The organism is Kitasatospora sp. NPDC001095, assembly GCF_053598615.1.
On sequence record NZ_JBSFKQ010000003.1, the window covers coordinates 271,395 to 285,903 of the forward strand.

Here is a 14,509-nt window from a genome sequence, read left to right on the forward strand (position 1 = left end):
GGGAGTTGCGCCCAGGGCCGGTCGGAGGCCCCGTCGGCCGGGCCCCGGCCCGGGTCCGGCCGCGCCGTGTGCGGATTCGGTGACGGGGGTGTTCCGGGTGGGTCGCGGTCGGCGCCCGGGGGATGCCGGGGGCGGGCGGGGTGGTGGAAGGTGGGGCGACGGTGTTCCGGGGAACGGGGGGTTCGGCCGTGGGTGGACGGTGGGCGGGTGCGGCGGTGGCCGGGGTGCTGGTGCTCGGGGGCGCGGTGGCGGGGGCCGCCCCGGCGTCGGCGGTGCCGGCGGCGCGGACGGCCGGGGCGGTGCCGGCGGTCGGGGCGGTGCGGGCGGCGCCCGAGCGGGCGCCTCAGCCGCGGGCTTCCGAGGGGGCGCACCGGATCACGGAGTCCACGCTGTCCGCGTCGAAGTCGAGGAGGCGCACGGTGCGGCACGGCTCCCACGGCGGGTTCGGCGGGCTGTTCACCTGGTTCGGCGTCGTCCTGCTGCTCTGCGTGCTGACCGTGGTGCTGGCGGTGTTCTGGTTCAGGCGTCGGAACCGGCTCCGTCCGCAGGCGGGTTGAGGGCCCGTAGGGCGGCGTCGACCAGGCGGTCGGCGTGCTCGTGGGTGAGCGGGCCGAGCCGGTACTGCCAGCGGTAGTAGATCGGGCCGTAGACCAGCTCGACGGCCAGGTCGAGGTCGGCGTCGGCGGCGATCTGGCCGGCCTCGCGGGCGCTGCGCAGGCGGTCGCGGGTGACCTCCAGCAGGGGGTCCAGCAGGCGGGTGCGGTACTCGGTGTGCAGCGCCGGGTCGTTGAGGATCTCGGCGACGATCGCCCGGTAGGTGCGGTCGGTGCCCGGGTCGCGGAGTTCGTCGCTGGTGGGGCGCAGGACGGCGCGGAGGTCGGCGGCGAGGTCCCCGGTGTCGGGGAGGGCGAGGCCGCCGTCGTGCTCGCCGGCGGCGAGGAAGGCGTCGAAGACGACGGCGCCCTTCGAGGGCCACCACCGGTAGATGGTCTGCTTGCCGACGCCGGCCCGGGCGGCGATCGCCTCGATGGTCAGCTTGCCGTAGCCGACTTCGGCGACGAGTTCGGTGGCGGCGGCGAGGACGGCGGCGCGGGCGCGCTCGCTGCGGCGGGCGGGGTCGGGGGCGGTTCTGGAAGCCATGGGGAAAAGTCTATGCCGAATGACGAGACGAGACGTATTGTCTTCTCAAGCCATGCGAGACGGAACGTCTCGTCTCATTCGCTATCCCCGGAGGTGCCCGTGAACCGCCCCGCACACATCCTGATGGTCTCCGTACCGGCCCACGGGCACGTCAACCCGAGCCTCGCCGTGATCGCCGAGCTGGTCGCCCGGGGCCACCGGGTCAGCTACCTCAACGACCCCTCCTTCCGCGAGACCGTCGAGTCCACCGGGGCCGCCCTCGTCCCGTACCCGACGAAGCTGCCGCTCACCGACGACCCCGGCGGCTGGCCGGCGGACCCGGTGGCGATCCAGGACGTCTTCCTGGACGACACGCTGGCGGCGTGGTCCGTCCTGCTGGAGGCCTTCGAGGACGACCGCCCCGACCTGGTGCTGTACGACATCGCGGGCTTCGCCGGCCGGGCGTTCGGCGAGCGGCTGGGGGTGCCGGTGGTGCAGCTGTCGTCCACCTTCGTCGGCTGGGAGGGCGTCGAGGAGGACATGGCCGAGGTCTTCGAGGCGATCCGCACCGGCCCCGGCGGCCCCGAGCACCACCGCCGGTTCGCCGACTGGCTGGTCGAGGCCGGCGCGGTGCAGCGCGACGTGGAGGCCTTCAAGGGCCGTCCGGAGCGGGCGATCGCGCTCGTCCCGCGCGCCCTGCAGCCCAACGCCGACCGGGTCGACGAACGGCGGATCAGCTTCGTCGGGCCCTGCTTCGGCGACCGCGCCCACCAGGGGCGGTGGCAGCGGCCGGCCGGTGCGGAGAAGGTGCTGCTGGTCTCGCTGGGCTCGGCGTTCACCCACCACCCGGCGTTCTACCGCGCCTGCGTCCAGGCCTTCGGCGACCTGCCGGGCTGGCACACGGTGCTGCAGATCGGCGCGCACACGGACCCGGCCGAGCTCGGCGAGGTGCCGGACACCGTCGAGGTGCACCGCTGGGTGCCGCAGCTGTCCGTGCTCTCCCAGGCGGACGCCTTCGTCACCCACGCGGGCATGGGCGGATCCAGCGAGGGGCTGTTCCATGCGGTGCCGATGATCGCGGTGCCGCAGGCCGTCGACCAGTTCGCCAATGCGGACGCTCTGGTGGGCCTCGGTGTCGCCCGCCGGCTGGACACCGAGCAGGCCACCCCGGAGGCGCTGCGCGCGGCGCTGCTGGAGCTGGTCGGCGACCCGGCGGTGGCCGAGCGGCTGCGGGAGCTGTCCGCCGCCGGGCGGGCCGAGGGCGGGACCGCCCGGGCGGTCGACCTGATCGAGGCGCAACTCGTGAAGTGAGTGGGGGTGACGGGGGCCACGGCGTGCGACATCGATCCGGAGGGCGGAGAATCCGGATGGCGAGCACCTGTTGTCATATCTTCATTCACCTGATGTGATGGTGTATATGGATATGCACAGTGCTGTGGCCCCCGACGCTCCGCTGGTCCTGGTCGGCAAGGCCGACGTCAGCGCCGAGGACGTCCTGTCCGTCGCCCGGGGCGACGCCCGGGTCGAGATCGGTCCCGACGCGCAGGCCGAGATGGCGGCCGCCCGTGCGCGGATCGACGCCCTCGCGGCCGAGCCGCGTCCCGTCTACGGCGTGTCGACCGGCTTCGGCGCGCTCGCCGTGCGCCACATCAGCCCCGAGCTGCGCGCCCAGCTGCAGCGGTCGCTGGTGCGCTCGCACGCCGCCGGCATGGGGCCCGCGGTCGAGCGCGAGGTGGTCCGCGCGCTGATGTTCCTGCGGATGAAGACGCTGGCCTCCGGCCGCACCGGCGTCCGGCCGCTGGTCGCGCAGACCATGGCCGCCCTGCTCAACGCGGGCATCACCCCGGTGGTGCGGGAGTTCGGCTCGCTCGGCTGCTCCGGCGACCTCGCGCCGCTCTCGCACTGCGCACTGGTCCTGATGGGCGAAGGCACCGCCACCGGCTCGGACGGCGTGGAGAAGCCCGCCGCCGAACTGCTCGCCGCCGCCGGGATAGCGCCGGTCGAACTGCTGGAGAAGGAGGGCCTCGCCCTCATCAACGGCACCGACGGCATGCTCGGCATGCTGGTGATGGCCATCGCCGACCTCCAGCGGCTGTTCACCACCGCCGACATCACCGCGGCGATGACCCTGGAGGCGCTGCTCGGCACCGACAAGGTGCTCGCCCCCGAACTGCACGCCCCGATCCGCCCGCACCCGGGCCAGGCCCTCAGTGCCGCCAACATGCTTGCCGTCCTCAAGGGCTCCGGCCTCACCGGCCACCACCAGGACGACGCCCCGCGCGTCCAGGACGCCTACTCGATCCGCTGCGCCCCGCAGGTCGCCGGCGCCGGCCGGGACACCCTGGCGCACGCCCGGCTGGTCGCCGACCGCGAGCTGGCCGCCTCCGTCGACAACCCGGTGGTGCTGCCGGACGGCCGGGTGGAGTCCAACGGCAACTTCCACGGCGCCCCGGTCGCGTACGTGCTGGACTTCCTCGCCATCGCCGCCGCCGACCTCGGCTCGATCTCCGAGCGCCGCACCGACCGGCTGCTCGACAAGGCCCGCTCGCACGGCCTGCCGGCCTTCCTGGCCGACGACCCGGGCGTGGACTCGGGCCTGATGATCGCCCAGTACACCCAGGCGGCGCTGGTCAGCGAGAACAAGCGGCTCGCCGTCCCGGCCTCGGTCGACTCGATCCCCTCCTCCGCGATGCAGGAGGACCACGTGTCGATGGGCTGGTCGGCCGCGCGCAAGCTGCGCCAGGCGGTGGCCAACCTCGGCCGCATCCTGGCCGTCGAACTCACCGCGTCCGCCCGCGCGCTGGAGATCCGTCAGCAGGCCGACGGGGTCGCCCGGCTCGCCCCGGCCACCGCGGCCGCGCTGGCCGCCGCCCGGGAGGCGGGGGTCGGCGGCGCCGGTCGCGACCGCTTCCTCTCGCCGGACCTGGAGGCGGCCGCCGAGCTGGTCGCCTCCGGCGGTCTGGTGCGGGCGGTCGAGCGGGTCACCGGCCCGCTGGCCTGAGCCGTTGCCGCCGCCGCGGGGTGACCGGGGCTCAGTCCCAGTCCCCCCGCGGGCGGCGGTCCCGCTCGTCCCGGCGGTCGCGGCGGTTGCCCAGCGCGGCCGCGAAGTTGACCCCGACGATGCCCGCCCAGCAGGCCAGCAGGCCGGCGAAGCCACCGGTCTCGGGGCTGCCGGCGATCGCGGTCAGCGGGATGCCGAGAGCGAGCGAGACCACCGCCAGCCGGTTGCCGGCCCGGCCGGAGGCCGACGGACGGTCGCGGTCCCGGCGCCCGCCCCGGCCCCGGTAGGACGGCTCGTAGTCGTCCATCCGCTCGGCCACCGACCGGTCGACCCGGGCGTCCAGCCGGGCGTCGAGCCGCTTCACGAAGGAGTCGACGAGTGCGTCCTCGTACTCCTTGCCGAGTTCCTTGCGGGCCTGGAGAGTGGCGTCGAGGTCGCGCCGCAGTTCGTCCTGACGAGTGTCCATGGAGCAAGCGTGGGGCCGCCGGGACGTCCGGTCCATCCGTTCGCGGGAGGAATCCGGGCGGGCTCAGGGACAAATCAGGGTTCCCCCAAGGGGTGCCCCGAACCCGGCGGGGCCGCCGGACCGCCGCGGCTACCGAACCGACCCGACCGCGGGACGTCTCACCGGACGTCCCGCCGTACGAGACGTCTTTGCCAGTCGCGGCCCGCTCCTGCACAGTCGTCGTCCGAACCGCTCGCACCCGGAGGTACCGCTGATGACCGCCACCGACGAGACCGGCAGCGTCGGACCCTCCGCCCGGCTGCTCCAGCTGTTCGAAGGGCACCGGCTGACGCCGACCCAGCGCCGGATCGCCCACTCGCTGGTGCGGCACGCCACCGAGGCGCCGTTCCTGTCCAGCGTGGAGGTCGCCGAACTCGCGGGCGTCAGCCAGCCGTCCGTCACCCGCTTCGCGGTCGCGCTCGGGTACGACGGCTACCCCGCGCTGCGCAAGCAACTGCGCGAACTCGGCGGCGGCGACCAGGGCGCGCCGGAGAGCCCGGACGACGCCGTGCGCAACGAGCACCAGCAGGCCGTGCTCGCCGAGATCGCCCACCTGCGCCACCTCGCCGAACTCCTCGCCGACCCGGAGCCGATCACCCGGGCCGCCCGGCTGCTCGCCGCCTCCCGCCCGCTGCCGGTGCTCGGACTGCGGGCGGCCTCGGCGCAGGCGCGCGGCTTCGCCTACTTCGCGTCCAAGGTGCACCCGGACATCCGGCTGCTGGACGAGGGCGGCAGCATGCTCGCCGACCGGCTGGAACAGGCCCGGGCGGCCGGGGCCGACGCGCTGCTCTGCTTCGCGCTGCCGCGCTACCCGCGGGAGCTGATGGACGCGCTGACGGTCGCCCGCGAGTGCGGGCTGACGGTGCTCACCGTGGCCGACAGCGCCTTCGCGCCGGTCGCCAAGCTGTCCGACCTGATGCTGCCGGCTGCCGTCGGCACCGGGCTGGTCTTCGACACCGCGTGCGCGCCGATGATGCTCGGCCGGGTGCTGCTGCAGTCCATGTGCGACGAACTCCCGGGCGCCGAAGCCAGGTTGGAGGCGATCGAGCAGTCCGCGGCGGCGCGCGGGCTGTTCCTGGAGTAGTGGCGGGGCGGGGGAGTAGCCGTCACGGACCCGGGCATCCCCTCCTACAGGGGGTGTCACCCATGCGCGTGATCCACGAGATGAAGTTCGTCGCCCGCCTGTCCTCCGGCGCCGACGAGTGGTCCTGCCCCACCTGCGGCCGCCGCGTCACCCTGCGGCGCCTGCCCGACCCCGAACTGACCGTCCTCGACCCGGGCGACGAGTCGGCCGTCCACGTCGGCGTCATCGAACCCGACGCCCGCGCCGCCGCGGCCGCAGAGAAGTACGGCCTCGGCCCCGTCCAGAACATCCCCCGCCCGCCGTCCCCACCCGCCCCGGACGCCGACGACCGCCGCTGGCTCGCCGAGATCGGCATCGACTGGGACGGCGGCGCGGCGGCCTGATTCAGTCTCGGGGCGCGTACAGCGGAAGGCCGGAGGTGTCCAGCTCGGCGGGCAGTGGCGCGGGCAGCGGGACGGGCTCGCCGTACTTGCCGTGCAGGACGCCCTGGTACTCGCCGTCGCGGGGGCGGGTGTGGAGCGTCCAGGCGCCCTTGCGGGGGTCGACCGTGAGGAGGGTCGGCACGCCGGCGACCGCGTACCAGCTGGTCTTGGCGGCGATGAGGCTGACCCGCTCGGAGGTCGAGATGACCTCCACGGCCAATTCGACGTCGTGCGGGTCGGCCAGCCACTCGTCGTCGTCCTCCCAGCCACGGGGCAGGACGACGAGGCCGGGTGTCGCATAGTCCTCCGCGTTGTCGGGCATGGTGATCGACGAGACCTCGTAGGCGCCCAGGCTGTCGGGGAGTCCGGCGTCGAGCTGGCGGGACAGGCGCTTGGTGGTACCCGCGTGCTTGCCGCGGGGTGTCGGGGACATCACCAGGGTTCCTCCGATGATCTGGACACGGAGTCCCGTGCTCCGCTCGATCTCCTCCGCCACATCCCGGAGTCTGCCGGGCCGCACGGTGATGGCCGTCATCGTGTCCTCCGCTCCCTGGTGCTGGGCCGAGTGGCTGGTGTCCGCCGGGTTCAGGCTAGCTCGCCGAGCCGACCGGTGCCGTGGCTGGTCGGATTGTTCCGGGGTCTGGTCGGGAATTGATTGTTTGGATATATTCAGCCGAACCGAGCTTGAATGAATCCATCCGCAGGGAGGCCGGGACATGGTGCAGCAGCAGGTGAGCGGGCCGCGTGAGGTGCGCGCGGCGCGTGGGACGGGGCTGACGGCGCAGGGGTGGCAGCAGGAGGCGGCCCTGCGGATGCTCATGAACAACCTCGACCCGGAGGTGGCCGAGCACCCGTCGAAGCTGGTGGTGTACGGCGGCACTGGCAAGGCGGCGCGGGACTGGCGGTCCTTCGACGCCATGGTGAGGACGCTGGAGGGGCTGAAGCAGGACGAGACCATGCTGGTCCAGTCCGGCCGCCCGGTCGGCGTGATGCAGACCCACGAGTGGGCGCCGCGCGTGCTGATCGCCAACTCCAACCTGGTCGGCGACTGGGCCAACTGGGAGGAGTTCCGCCGGCTGGAGAGCCTCGGGCTCACCATGTACGGGCAGATGACCGCCGGCTCGTGGATCTACATCGGCACCCAGGGCATCCTCCAGGGCACCTACGAGACCTTCGCCGCCGTCGCCAACAAGCGGTACAACGGCTCGCTGGAGGGCACCATCACCCTCACCGCCGGCCTCGGCGGGATGGGCGGCGCCCAGCCGCTGGCCGTCACCATGAACGGCGGCGTGGCGATCTGCATCGACTGCGACCCGTCCCGGATCTCCCGCCGGATCGAGCACCGCTACCTGGACGTCGAGGCCAAGGACCTCTCCCACGCGCTGGAGCTCGCCACCGCGGCCCGCGACAGGAAGCAGCCGCTCTCCATCGGCGTGCTGGGCAACGCCGCCGAGCTGGTCCCGCAGCTGCTCGCGATGGACGCGCCGATCGACATCGTCACCGACCAGACCAGCGCCCACGACCCGCTCAGCTACCTGCCGGTCGGCGTCGACTTCGAGGACATGGCGGACTACGCGGCCGCCAAGCCCGCCGAGTTCACCCAGCGGGCGCGCGAGTCGATGGCCCGGCACGTCGAGGCGATGGTCGGCTTCCTGGACCGCGGCGCCGAGGTCTTCGACTACGGCAACTCGATCCGCGGCGAGGCCCAACTGGCCGGCTACGACCGGGCGTTCGCCTTCCCGGGCTTCGTCCCGGCGTACATCCGCCCGCTGTTCTGCGAGGGCAAGGGCCCGTTCCGCTGGGCGGCGCTGTCCGGCGACCCGCAGGACATCCACAAGACCGACAAGGCCGTCCTCGACCTCTTCCCGGAGAACGAGTCGCTGGCCCGCTGGATCAAGATGGCCCAGGAGAAGGTGCACTTCCAGGGCCTGCCGGCGCGGATCTGCTGGCTCGGCTACGGCGAGCGCGACAAGGCCGGCGAGCGCTTCAACGACATGGTCGCCTCCGGCGAGCTGTCCGCCCCGATCGTCATCGGCCGCGACCACCTGGACTGCGGCTCGGTCGCCTCCCCGTACCGGGAGACCGAGGCGATGCTGGACGGCTCCGACGCGATCGCCGACTGGCCGCTGCTCAACGCCATGGTCAACGTGGCCTCCGGCGCCTCCTGGGTCTCCATCCACCACGGCGGCGGTGTCGGCATCGGCCGCTCGATCCACGCCGGGCAGGTCACCGTCGCCGACGGCACCGCGCTCGCCGGGGAGAAGATCCGCCGGGTGCTCACCAACGACCCGGGCATGGGCGTCATCCGGCACGTGGACGCCGGGTACGACCGGGCCACCGAGGTCGCCGCCGAGCGTGGGGTCCGCGTCCCGATGGGTGAGCTGTGACCTCGTCGTTCGAAGAGATGTGGGCGGAGCTGCTCCCGGTGGGCCGCTCCGCCGCCTCCGGCGGCTACCGCCGCTTCGCCTGGAACTCCGCCGACGCCGAGTGCCGCGCCTGGTTCGAGCAGCAGGCCCGTAGCCGCGGCCTGACGTACGAGCTGGACCGCAACGGCAACCAGTGGGCCTGGCTGGGCGACCCGAACGGGCACGGGGCGGTCGTCACCGGCTCGCACCTGGACTCCGTCCCGGACGGCGGCGCCTTCGACGGCCCGCTCGGCGTGGTCTCCTCCTTCGCCGCGCTGGACGAACTGCGCTCCCGCGGCGCCGAGTTCACCAAGCCCCTGGCGATCGTCAACTTCGGCGACGAGGAGGGCGCCCGGTTCGGCGTGGCCTGCATCGGCTCCCGGCTGACCGCCGGCGTCCTCGGCCGCGAGCAGGCGTACGAGCTGCGCGACGCGGACGGCCTGCGGCTGCCCGACGCGATGGAGAAGGCCGGCTACGACCCGACCGCGATCGGCGCGGACGACGACCGGCTGGCCCGGATCGGCGCCTTCGTCGAACTCCACGTCGAGCAGGGCCGCTTCCTCGCCGAGGGGCAGCCGGTCGGCGTGGCCGGCGCGATCTGGCCGCACGGCCGCTGGCGGTTCGACTTCCACGGCGAGGCCAACCACGCCGGCACCACCCGGATCGAGGACCGCCACGACCCGATGCTGACCTACGCCAACACGGTGCTCGCCGCCCGCAAGAAGGCCAAGCAGGCGGGCGCGCTGGCCACCTTCGGCAAGGTCGCCGTCGAACCCAACGGCACCAACGCGATCGCCTCGCTGGTGCGCGGCTGGCTGGACTCCCGGGCGGCCGACGAGCGCACCCTCACCGCGCTGGTCGCCGGGATCGAGCAGGCCGCCGCCGAGCGCGGCGGGCGCGACGGCGTCCGGGTCGAGCTGACCCGCGAGTCGTACACCCCGGTGGTGGACTTCGACGGGCCGCTGCGCGACCGGCTGGCCGAGCTGCTGGACGCCCCGGTGCTGCCCACCGGCGCGGGACACGACGCCGGCATCCTGGCCTCGGCGATCCCGACCGCCATGCTGTTCGTGCGCAATCCCACCGGCGTCTCCCACTCCCCGGCCGAGCACGCCGAACCGGCCGACTGCCTGGCCGGGGTCGCCGCCCTCGCCGACGTACTGGAGGACCTGGCGTGTCAGTGACCACGACGACGTACTGGGCGCAGTACGCCTGGCTGCCGCACGACGACGGGCCTGCGGTCGAGCAGGACGTGCTGATCACCACCGGCCCCGGCGGGACGATCGCCGCCGTCACCCCGGACAGCGGCCCCTGCCCGCCCGGCGCCGTCCGGCTCGACGGGCTGCTCCTGCCCGGCCAGGCCAACGCCCACTCGCACGCCTTCCACCGGGCGCTGCGCGGGCACGTCCAGGTCGGCTCCGGCACCTTCTGGACCTGGCGCGACACCATGTACCGGTTCGCCGGCGCGCTGGACCCGGACCGCTACCTGGAACTCGCCACCGCCGTCTACGCCGAGATGGCGCTGGCCGGCATCACCGCCGTCGGCGAGTTCCACTACCTGCACCACGCGCCCGGCGGCGCCCGGTACACCGATCCGAACGCGATGGGCGAGGCGCTGATCGAGGCCGCCGCCCGGGCCGGCATCCGGATCACCCTGCTGGACACCTGCTACCTCTCCTCCGGCTTCGGCGCCGAGCCGACCAAGCCGCAGCAGCGGTTCAGCGACGGCGACGCGCAGGCCTGGGCGGCCCGGGCGGACGCGCTCAAGCCGCGCGAGCACGCCCGGATCGGCGCCGCCATCCACTCGGTGCGGGCCGTCCCGGCCGAGCAGCTGGGCACCGTCGCGCACTGGGCGGCGACGCGCGGGGCGCCGCTGCACGTCCACCTGTCCGAGCAGACCGCCGAGAACGACGCCTGCCTGGCCGCGCACGGCGTCACCCCGACCCGGCTGCTCGCCGACCACGGCGCGCTCGGCCCGCGCACCTCGGCCGTGCACGCCACCCACCTGACCGACGAGGACGTCCGGCTGCTCAGCGACTCCTCCACCACGGTCTGCATGTGCCCCACCACGGAGCGGGACCTCGCGGACGGCATCGGCCCGGCCCGCCGGCTCGCCTCGGCGGGCTCGCCGATCACCCTGGGAAGCGACAGTCACGCGGTGATCGACCCGTTCGAGGAGGCCCGGGCGCTGGAGCTGGACGAGCGGCTGCGCACCCGCACCCGCGGCCACTGGACGGCCGGCGCCCTGCTGCGGGCCGGCGGCGAGGACGGGCACGCCTCGCTGGGCTGGCCGGAGGCCGGGCGGATCGAGGCGGGGGCGCTCGCCGACTTCACGGTGATCGCGCTGGATACGGTGCGTACGGCGGGGCCGCCGCCGAGGCTGGGCGCGGAGATCGCCGTCTTCGCGGCCTCGGCGGCGGACGTCCGGCACCTGGTGGTCGGCGGGCGGCACGTCGTCCGGGACGGCGTGCACCAGCTGGTGGCCGACGTGCCGGGCGCGCTGCGGCGCTCGATCAGCGCGCTGAGCTGCTGACCCTTCCCCCCACCTTCCTCCGAGAGGCCTTGTCTTGAGCACCCTGATCACCGGAATCGGCAGCCTGGTCACCAACGACCCCGAGCAGGGCACCGGGCCGCTCGGCCTGCTGACCGACGCGGCCGTGGTGGTCGACGGCGGCACCGTCGCCTGGGTCGGCCCGGCCGCGCAGGCCCCGGCGGCGGACGAGCGCTTCGACGCCGGGGGCCGGGCCCTGCTGCCCGGCTTCGTCGACTCGCACGCCCACCTGGTGTTCGCGGGAGACCGCACCGCCGAGTTCAACGCCCGGATGTCCGGGCAGGCATATTCGGCGGGCGGCATCCGGACCACGGTGGCGGCCACCCGGGCGGCGAGCGACGCCGAACTGGACGCCAACCTGGCCCGGTTCGTCCGGGAGGCGGTGCGCCAGGGCACCACCACGATCGAGTGCAAGTCCGGCTACGGGCTGACGGTCGAGGACGAGGCGCGGGCGCTGCGGATCGCGGCCAAGCACACCCCGGAGACGACGTACCTGGGCGCCCACGTGGTCGCCCCCGAGTACGCCGAGGACCCGGCGGGGTATGTGGACCTGGTCACCGGCGAGATGCTGGACGCCTGTGCCCCGCACGCCCGCTGGGTGGACGTGTTCTGCGAGAAGGGCGCCTTCGACGGGGACCAGGCGCGGGCCGTGCTGACGGCGGGGATCGAGCGCGGGCTCACGCCGAGGGTGCACGCCAACCAGCTGACGTACGGGCCCGGCGTGCAGCTGGCGGTGGAGCTGGGGGCCGCCTCGGCGGACCACTGCACCCACCTGACGGACGAGGACGTGGCGGCGCTGGCCGGCTCGGCGACGGTCGCGACCCTGCTGCCGGGGGCGGAGTTCTCCACCCGGGCCGAGTACCCGAGCGGGCGCCGGCTGCTGGACGCGGGCGCGGTGGTGGCGCTCTCGACGGACTGCAACCCGGGCTCCAGTTTCACGAGTTCGATGGCGTTCTGCATCGCGGTCGCGGTACGGGAGATGGGGATGACCCCGGACGAGGCGGTCTGGGCGGCGACTGCGGGCGGGGCCCGGGCCCTGCGGCGCGCGGACGTCGGTACGGTCACGGTCGGCGCGCGTGCGGACCTGCTGCTGCTCGACGCCCCCTCGCACGTCCACCTGGCCTACCGCCCGGGCGTGCCGCTGACGGCGGCGGTCTGGCGGGCGGGCGTCCGGGAGGTCTGACCCTCGGGGGTGTGGACGGCCCCCGCGCTCCCCGTTGGTGGCGGGCGCGGGGGCTTCCCGCTCAGGCGTCGGCGATCAGGTGGTCGAACTCGCCTGCCTTGGCGCCTTGGAGGAACTTGGCGAACTTGAGGCGGGTGGTGCGGACGATGACGTCACCCTCGTCGGACTCGCGGAGCTCGATCACCCCTTCACGTGCGCGCACCTCGACGCAGTTGTTGGCTGCTTCGCTGAAGCTGGCCTTCTGCCATTCGGAGCTGGTCATGAGAGTCAGGCTAGCCACCGGCGGCCTCTTGTGGGGAGCGAGAGGCCGCCGGAACGATTCACTCAGGGACTGGTGATGAGGTGGTCGAACTCGCCTGCCTTGGCGCCTTGGAGGAACTTGGCGAACTTGAGGCGGGTGGTGCGGACGACGATGTCCGCGTCGTCGGACTCGCGTACTTCGACCAAACCGTCGATGGAACGCACCTCGACGCAGTTGTCGCTTGAGGCCGAGTAGCTGGACTTCTGCCACGCGGAGCTAGACATACTTGCCTGCCATTTCATCCTTGATCGACTGCATGAGGTCACGCGACTTCTCCTCGGAGAGCGCTGTGGAGTCCATCATGGCAAGGAGGGCGCGGAACCTTGTGAGGTGGGCTGGGCTGTCGAAGAGCTGGCCACCATGGCCTGTGTCCATCTGTGCCGCGTCCAGGTCCGTTATCGGCCCATCGGCGTAGGTGAAGTTCTCGCACGGGCTCGGGACAGCGCCGGCAGCGAACGGTACGACTCGGACCGAAATGCTGGGCTGCTCCGAGTCGGCGATGAGTGCGTCGATCTGCTCGATGTTGACCTTCGGATCGCTGAACTGCATGCGCAGGGCTGCCTCGTGGATGAAGGCAGAATACGGCGTCGCTCCAGATCGGATGATGCGCTGTCGCTGCATGCGGAAGGCCGTCTTGAGATCGACCTCGTGACGCCGCGGTGGCGGGTAGGCCTGAGCGAACAACGCAGCCGTGTAGGCGCCGGTCTGGAGCAGGCCAGGCACGAAGGTGGTTCCGTAGACCGAGAGCCGGCGGGCGTGGCCCTCCAGTTCGGCGATGTCGAGGAAGTCCGTTGCCAGGGTTTCTCGGTACTCCTCCCACCACCCTGGCTTGCCTCGCTCGGTGATGATGTCGGCGAGCGCGTCGATCAGCGGCTGGTTGGAACACATGCATGTTGTGGCAATCGTGTGCAACCGCTCCACGCTGATTCCGATCTTCCCCGCCTCCATCTGCGTTACCTGGGCCGGATTCATGCCGACCGCTCGGCCGAGCTGGCTGCCGCCGAGGCCGACCTGCTCTCGCATCCTCCGCAGTTCTGTTCCCAGCCTGCGCTGACGAAGTGTGGGGTTCGTGCGAGCCATGGTTCCTTCCGGGGCGAGGGTGGTTCCAGTCTGCCGCGCTGGCCTGACCTGGGTCCATCTGAAGCTGCCAGCCACGATCGAGGGAATATTTGGATTCCATGGAAATTTTGTCATGAATCTGAGTTATCGTCGTTCACGGCTCGATCCGACGGATCGTCAGTAATGCCTGCATCCACGGCAGTAGGAGCCTGCTGCCCATGCGCCGCAGAGCAGTCGCACCACGGCCTGGCTCACGGTGACGACCGTCATCACCTCTTCCCACACCACAGCCTCACGGAGGTTCCCGTGTGCACCCGTAATGCCCCCTCGCTCACCCTCTCCCGCCAGGCCCTGCGGGACGCCATGACCCGCAGCGGCGGCTGGGACGGCGACACCATCTTCAACGCCGAACTCGCCCTGATGGAGCTCGTCGTCAACGCCTGGCGGCACGGCGACACCCCCGCGCCCGTCGTCTGGTTCTCCGTCCTCGGCCGTACCCTCCGGGTCACCGTCTCCGACGAGAGCGACGCCCTCCCTCAGCAGCGAACCCCCACCGACTCCGCCGAGTCCGGCCGGGGCCTCCAACTCGTCGCCGGGCTCACCCACCGCTGGGGCGTCGACCCGCAGAAGCGCGGCAAGAGCATCTGGTATGAGCTGGACTCCCTCGCGTGACCCGCGGCCCCATCCTGCCGGAGGACCCCCGGATGCGCGACTACACAAAGCCCCAACTCATGGCCCTACTGGGCGAGTTGCACCAGCGCGCGGCCTGCCGCACGGGCTCCTCTGGGGGTCCGCCTCGCCGGGCGAGACCACCATCGACGGCCGCATCCTGATCGACTTCGGGAATGCGCCGGTGAGCACTCTGCTCAACCTCCTCCACCT

At 72.8% G+C, this 14,509-nt stretch carries 16 protein-coding genes; 10 read left to right on the plus strand and 6 right to left on the minus strand.

The genetic code is table 11. The features are described from left to right. Nucleotides 1-188 precede the first annotated feature (188 nt). Complete coding sequence (locus ACWDBB_RS05240) at nt 189-557, plus strand: hypothetical protein (protein ID WP_449788265.1); 369 nt, start codon at nt 189-191, stop codon at nt 555-557. On the opposite strand, the gene ACWDBB_RS05245 is transcribed toward ACWDBB_RS05240, so the two are convergent. Beyond that, the gene (locus tag ACWDBB_RS05245; RefSeq protein WP_449788266.1) at nt 520-1,140 is read right to left on the minus strand and encodes a TetR/AcrR family transcriptional regulator; all 621 of its coding nucleotides are present in this window, start codon (nt 1,138-1,140) and stop codon (nt 520-522) included. The two genes, ACWDBB_RS05240 and ACWDBB_RS05245, sit on opposite strands and share 38 nt — an antisense overlap. Before the next feature lie 123 nt (nt 1,141-1,263). On the opposite strand from ACWDBB_RS05245, the gene ACWDBB_RS05250 reads away from it, so the two are divergent. Beyond that, the gene (locus ACWDBB_RS05250) at nt 1,264-2,430 is read left to right on the plus strand and encodes a macrolide family glycosyltransferase (protein WP_449788306.1); all 1,167 of its coding nucleotides are present in this window, start codon (nt 1,264-1,266) and stop codon (nt 2,428-2,430) included. Between the two features lie 112 nt (nt 2,431-2,542). Beyond that, complete coding sequence (hutH, locus tag ACWDBB_RS05255) at nt 2,543-4,120, plus strand: histidine ammonia-lyase (RefSeq protein WP_449788267.1); 1,578 nt, start codon at nt 2,543-2,545, stop codon at nt 4,118-4,120. A 31-nt stretch (nt 4,121-4,151) separates the two neighbouring features. Here the strand turns inward: hutH and ACWDBB_RS05260 are convergent, their stop codons facing one another. Continuing rightward, nucleotides 4,152-4,586, minus strand: a complete 435-nt coding sequence (locus ACWDBB_RS05260) for a hypothetical protein (protein WP_449788268.1) — start codon at nt 4,584-4,586, stop codon at nt 4,152-4,154. Nucleotides 4,587-4,839: 253 nt separating this feature from the next. Between ACWDBB_RS05260 and ACWDBB_RS05265 the strand changes: the two genes are divergently transcribed. Together ACWDBB_RS05265 and ACWDBB_RS05270 are read left to right on the plus strand one after the other, a co-directional pair. Then, nucleotides 4,840-5,709: a MurR/RpiR family transcriptional regulator gene (locus ACWDBB_RS05265; RefSeq protein WP_449788269.1), complete on the plus strand. Its 870-nt coding sequence runs from the start codon at nt 4,840-4,842 to the stop codon at nt 5,707-5,709. A gap of 62 nt (nt 5,710-5,771) precedes the next feature. Then, on the plus strand, nt 5,772-6,092 hold the full coding sequence (locus ACWDBB_RS05270; RefSeq protein WP_449788270.1) for a hypothetical protein: 321 nt from the start codon (nt 5,772-5,774) through the stop codon (nt 6,090-6,092). Nucleotide 6,093: 1 nt separating this feature from the next. Here ACWDBB_RS05270 and ACWDBB_RS05275 read toward each other — a convergent pair whose 3' ends face one another. Further along, a complete protein-coding gene (locus ACWDBB_RS05275; RefSeq protein ID WP_449788271.1) occupies nt 6,094-6,666 on the minus strand; it encodes a Uma2 family endonuclease in 573 nt (190 codons plus the stop codon). Between the two features lie 196 nt (nt 6,667-6,862). Here ACWDBB_RS05275 and hutU point away from each other — a divergent pair, with 196 nt between their 5' ends. Genes hutU through hutI form a run of 4 tightly spaced genes read left to right on the plus strand, consistent with a single transcriptional unit; the run spans nt 6,863 to nt 12,267 of the window. Next, on the plus strand, nt 6,863-8,518 hold the full coding sequence (gene hutU / locus ACWDBB_RS05280; RefSeq protein ID WP_449788307.1) for a urocanate hydratase: 1,656 nt from the start codon (nt 6,863-6,865) through the stop codon (nt 8,516-8,518). 17 nt (nt 8,519-8,535) lie between these two features. Next, nucleotides 8,536-9,717, plus strand: coding sequence for an allantoate amidohydrolase (locus tag ACWDBB_RS05285; RefSeq protein WP_449788308.1), 1,182 nt, complete (start codon nt 8,536-8,538; stop codon nt 9,715-9,717). Then, nucleotides 9,714-11,066 (plus strand): formimidoylglutamate deiminase, encoded by a 1,353-nt coding sequence (locus ACWDBB_RS05290; RefSeq protein ID WP_449788309.1) that lies wholly within the window; start codon nt 9,714-9,716, stop codon nt 11,064-11,066. Before ACWDBB_RS05285 ends, ACWDBB_RS05290 begins: the two co-directional genes overlap by 4 nt. Nucleotides 11,067-11,100: 34 nt before the next feature. After that, nucleotides 11,101-12,267, plus strand: coding sequence for an imidazolonepropionase (gene hutI, locus ACWDBB_RS05295; protein WP_449788272.1), 1,167 nt, complete (start codon nt 11,101-11,103; stop codon nt 12,265-12,267). Between the two features lie 61 nt (nt 12,268-12,328). On the opposite strand, the gene ACWDBB_RS05300 is transcribed toward hutI, so the two are convergent. The 3 genes from ACWDBB_RS05300 to ACWDBB_RS05310 form a co-directional block, all read right to left on the minus strand. After that, nucleotides 12,329-12,529: a DUF397 domain-containing protein gene (locus ACWDBB_RS05300; RefSeq protein ID WP_449788273.1), complete on the minus strand. Its 201-nt coding sequence runs from the start codon at nt 12,527-12,529 to the stop codon at nt 12,329-12,331. A gap of 62 nt (nt 12,530-12,591) precedes the next feature. Next, the gene (locus tag ACWDBB_RS05305; protein ID WP_449788274.1) at nt 12,592-12,792 is read right to left on the minus strand and encodes a DUF397 domain-containing protein; all 201 of its coding nucleotides are present in this window, start codon (nt 12,790-12,792) and stop codon (nt 12,592-12,594) included. Continuing rightward, entirely contained in the window at nt 12,785-13,762 is a 978-nt protein-coding gene (locus tag ACWDBB_RS05310; protein WP_449788275.1) for a helix-turn-helix domain-containing protein, read from the minus strand. The genes ACWDBB_RS05305 and ACWDBB_RS05310 overlap by 8 nt, the downstream gene beginning before the upstream one ends. A gap of 171 nt (nt 13,763-13,933) precedes the next feature. Here ACWDBB_RS05310 and ACWDBB_RS05315 point away from each other — a divergent pair, with 171 nt between their 5' ends. Further along, entirely contained in the window at nt 13,934-14,299 is a 366-nt protein-coding gene (locus ACWDBB_RS05315; RefSeq protein WP_449788276.1) for an ATP-binding protein, read from the plus strand. Nucleotides 14,300-14,509: the final 210 nt, after the last annotated feature.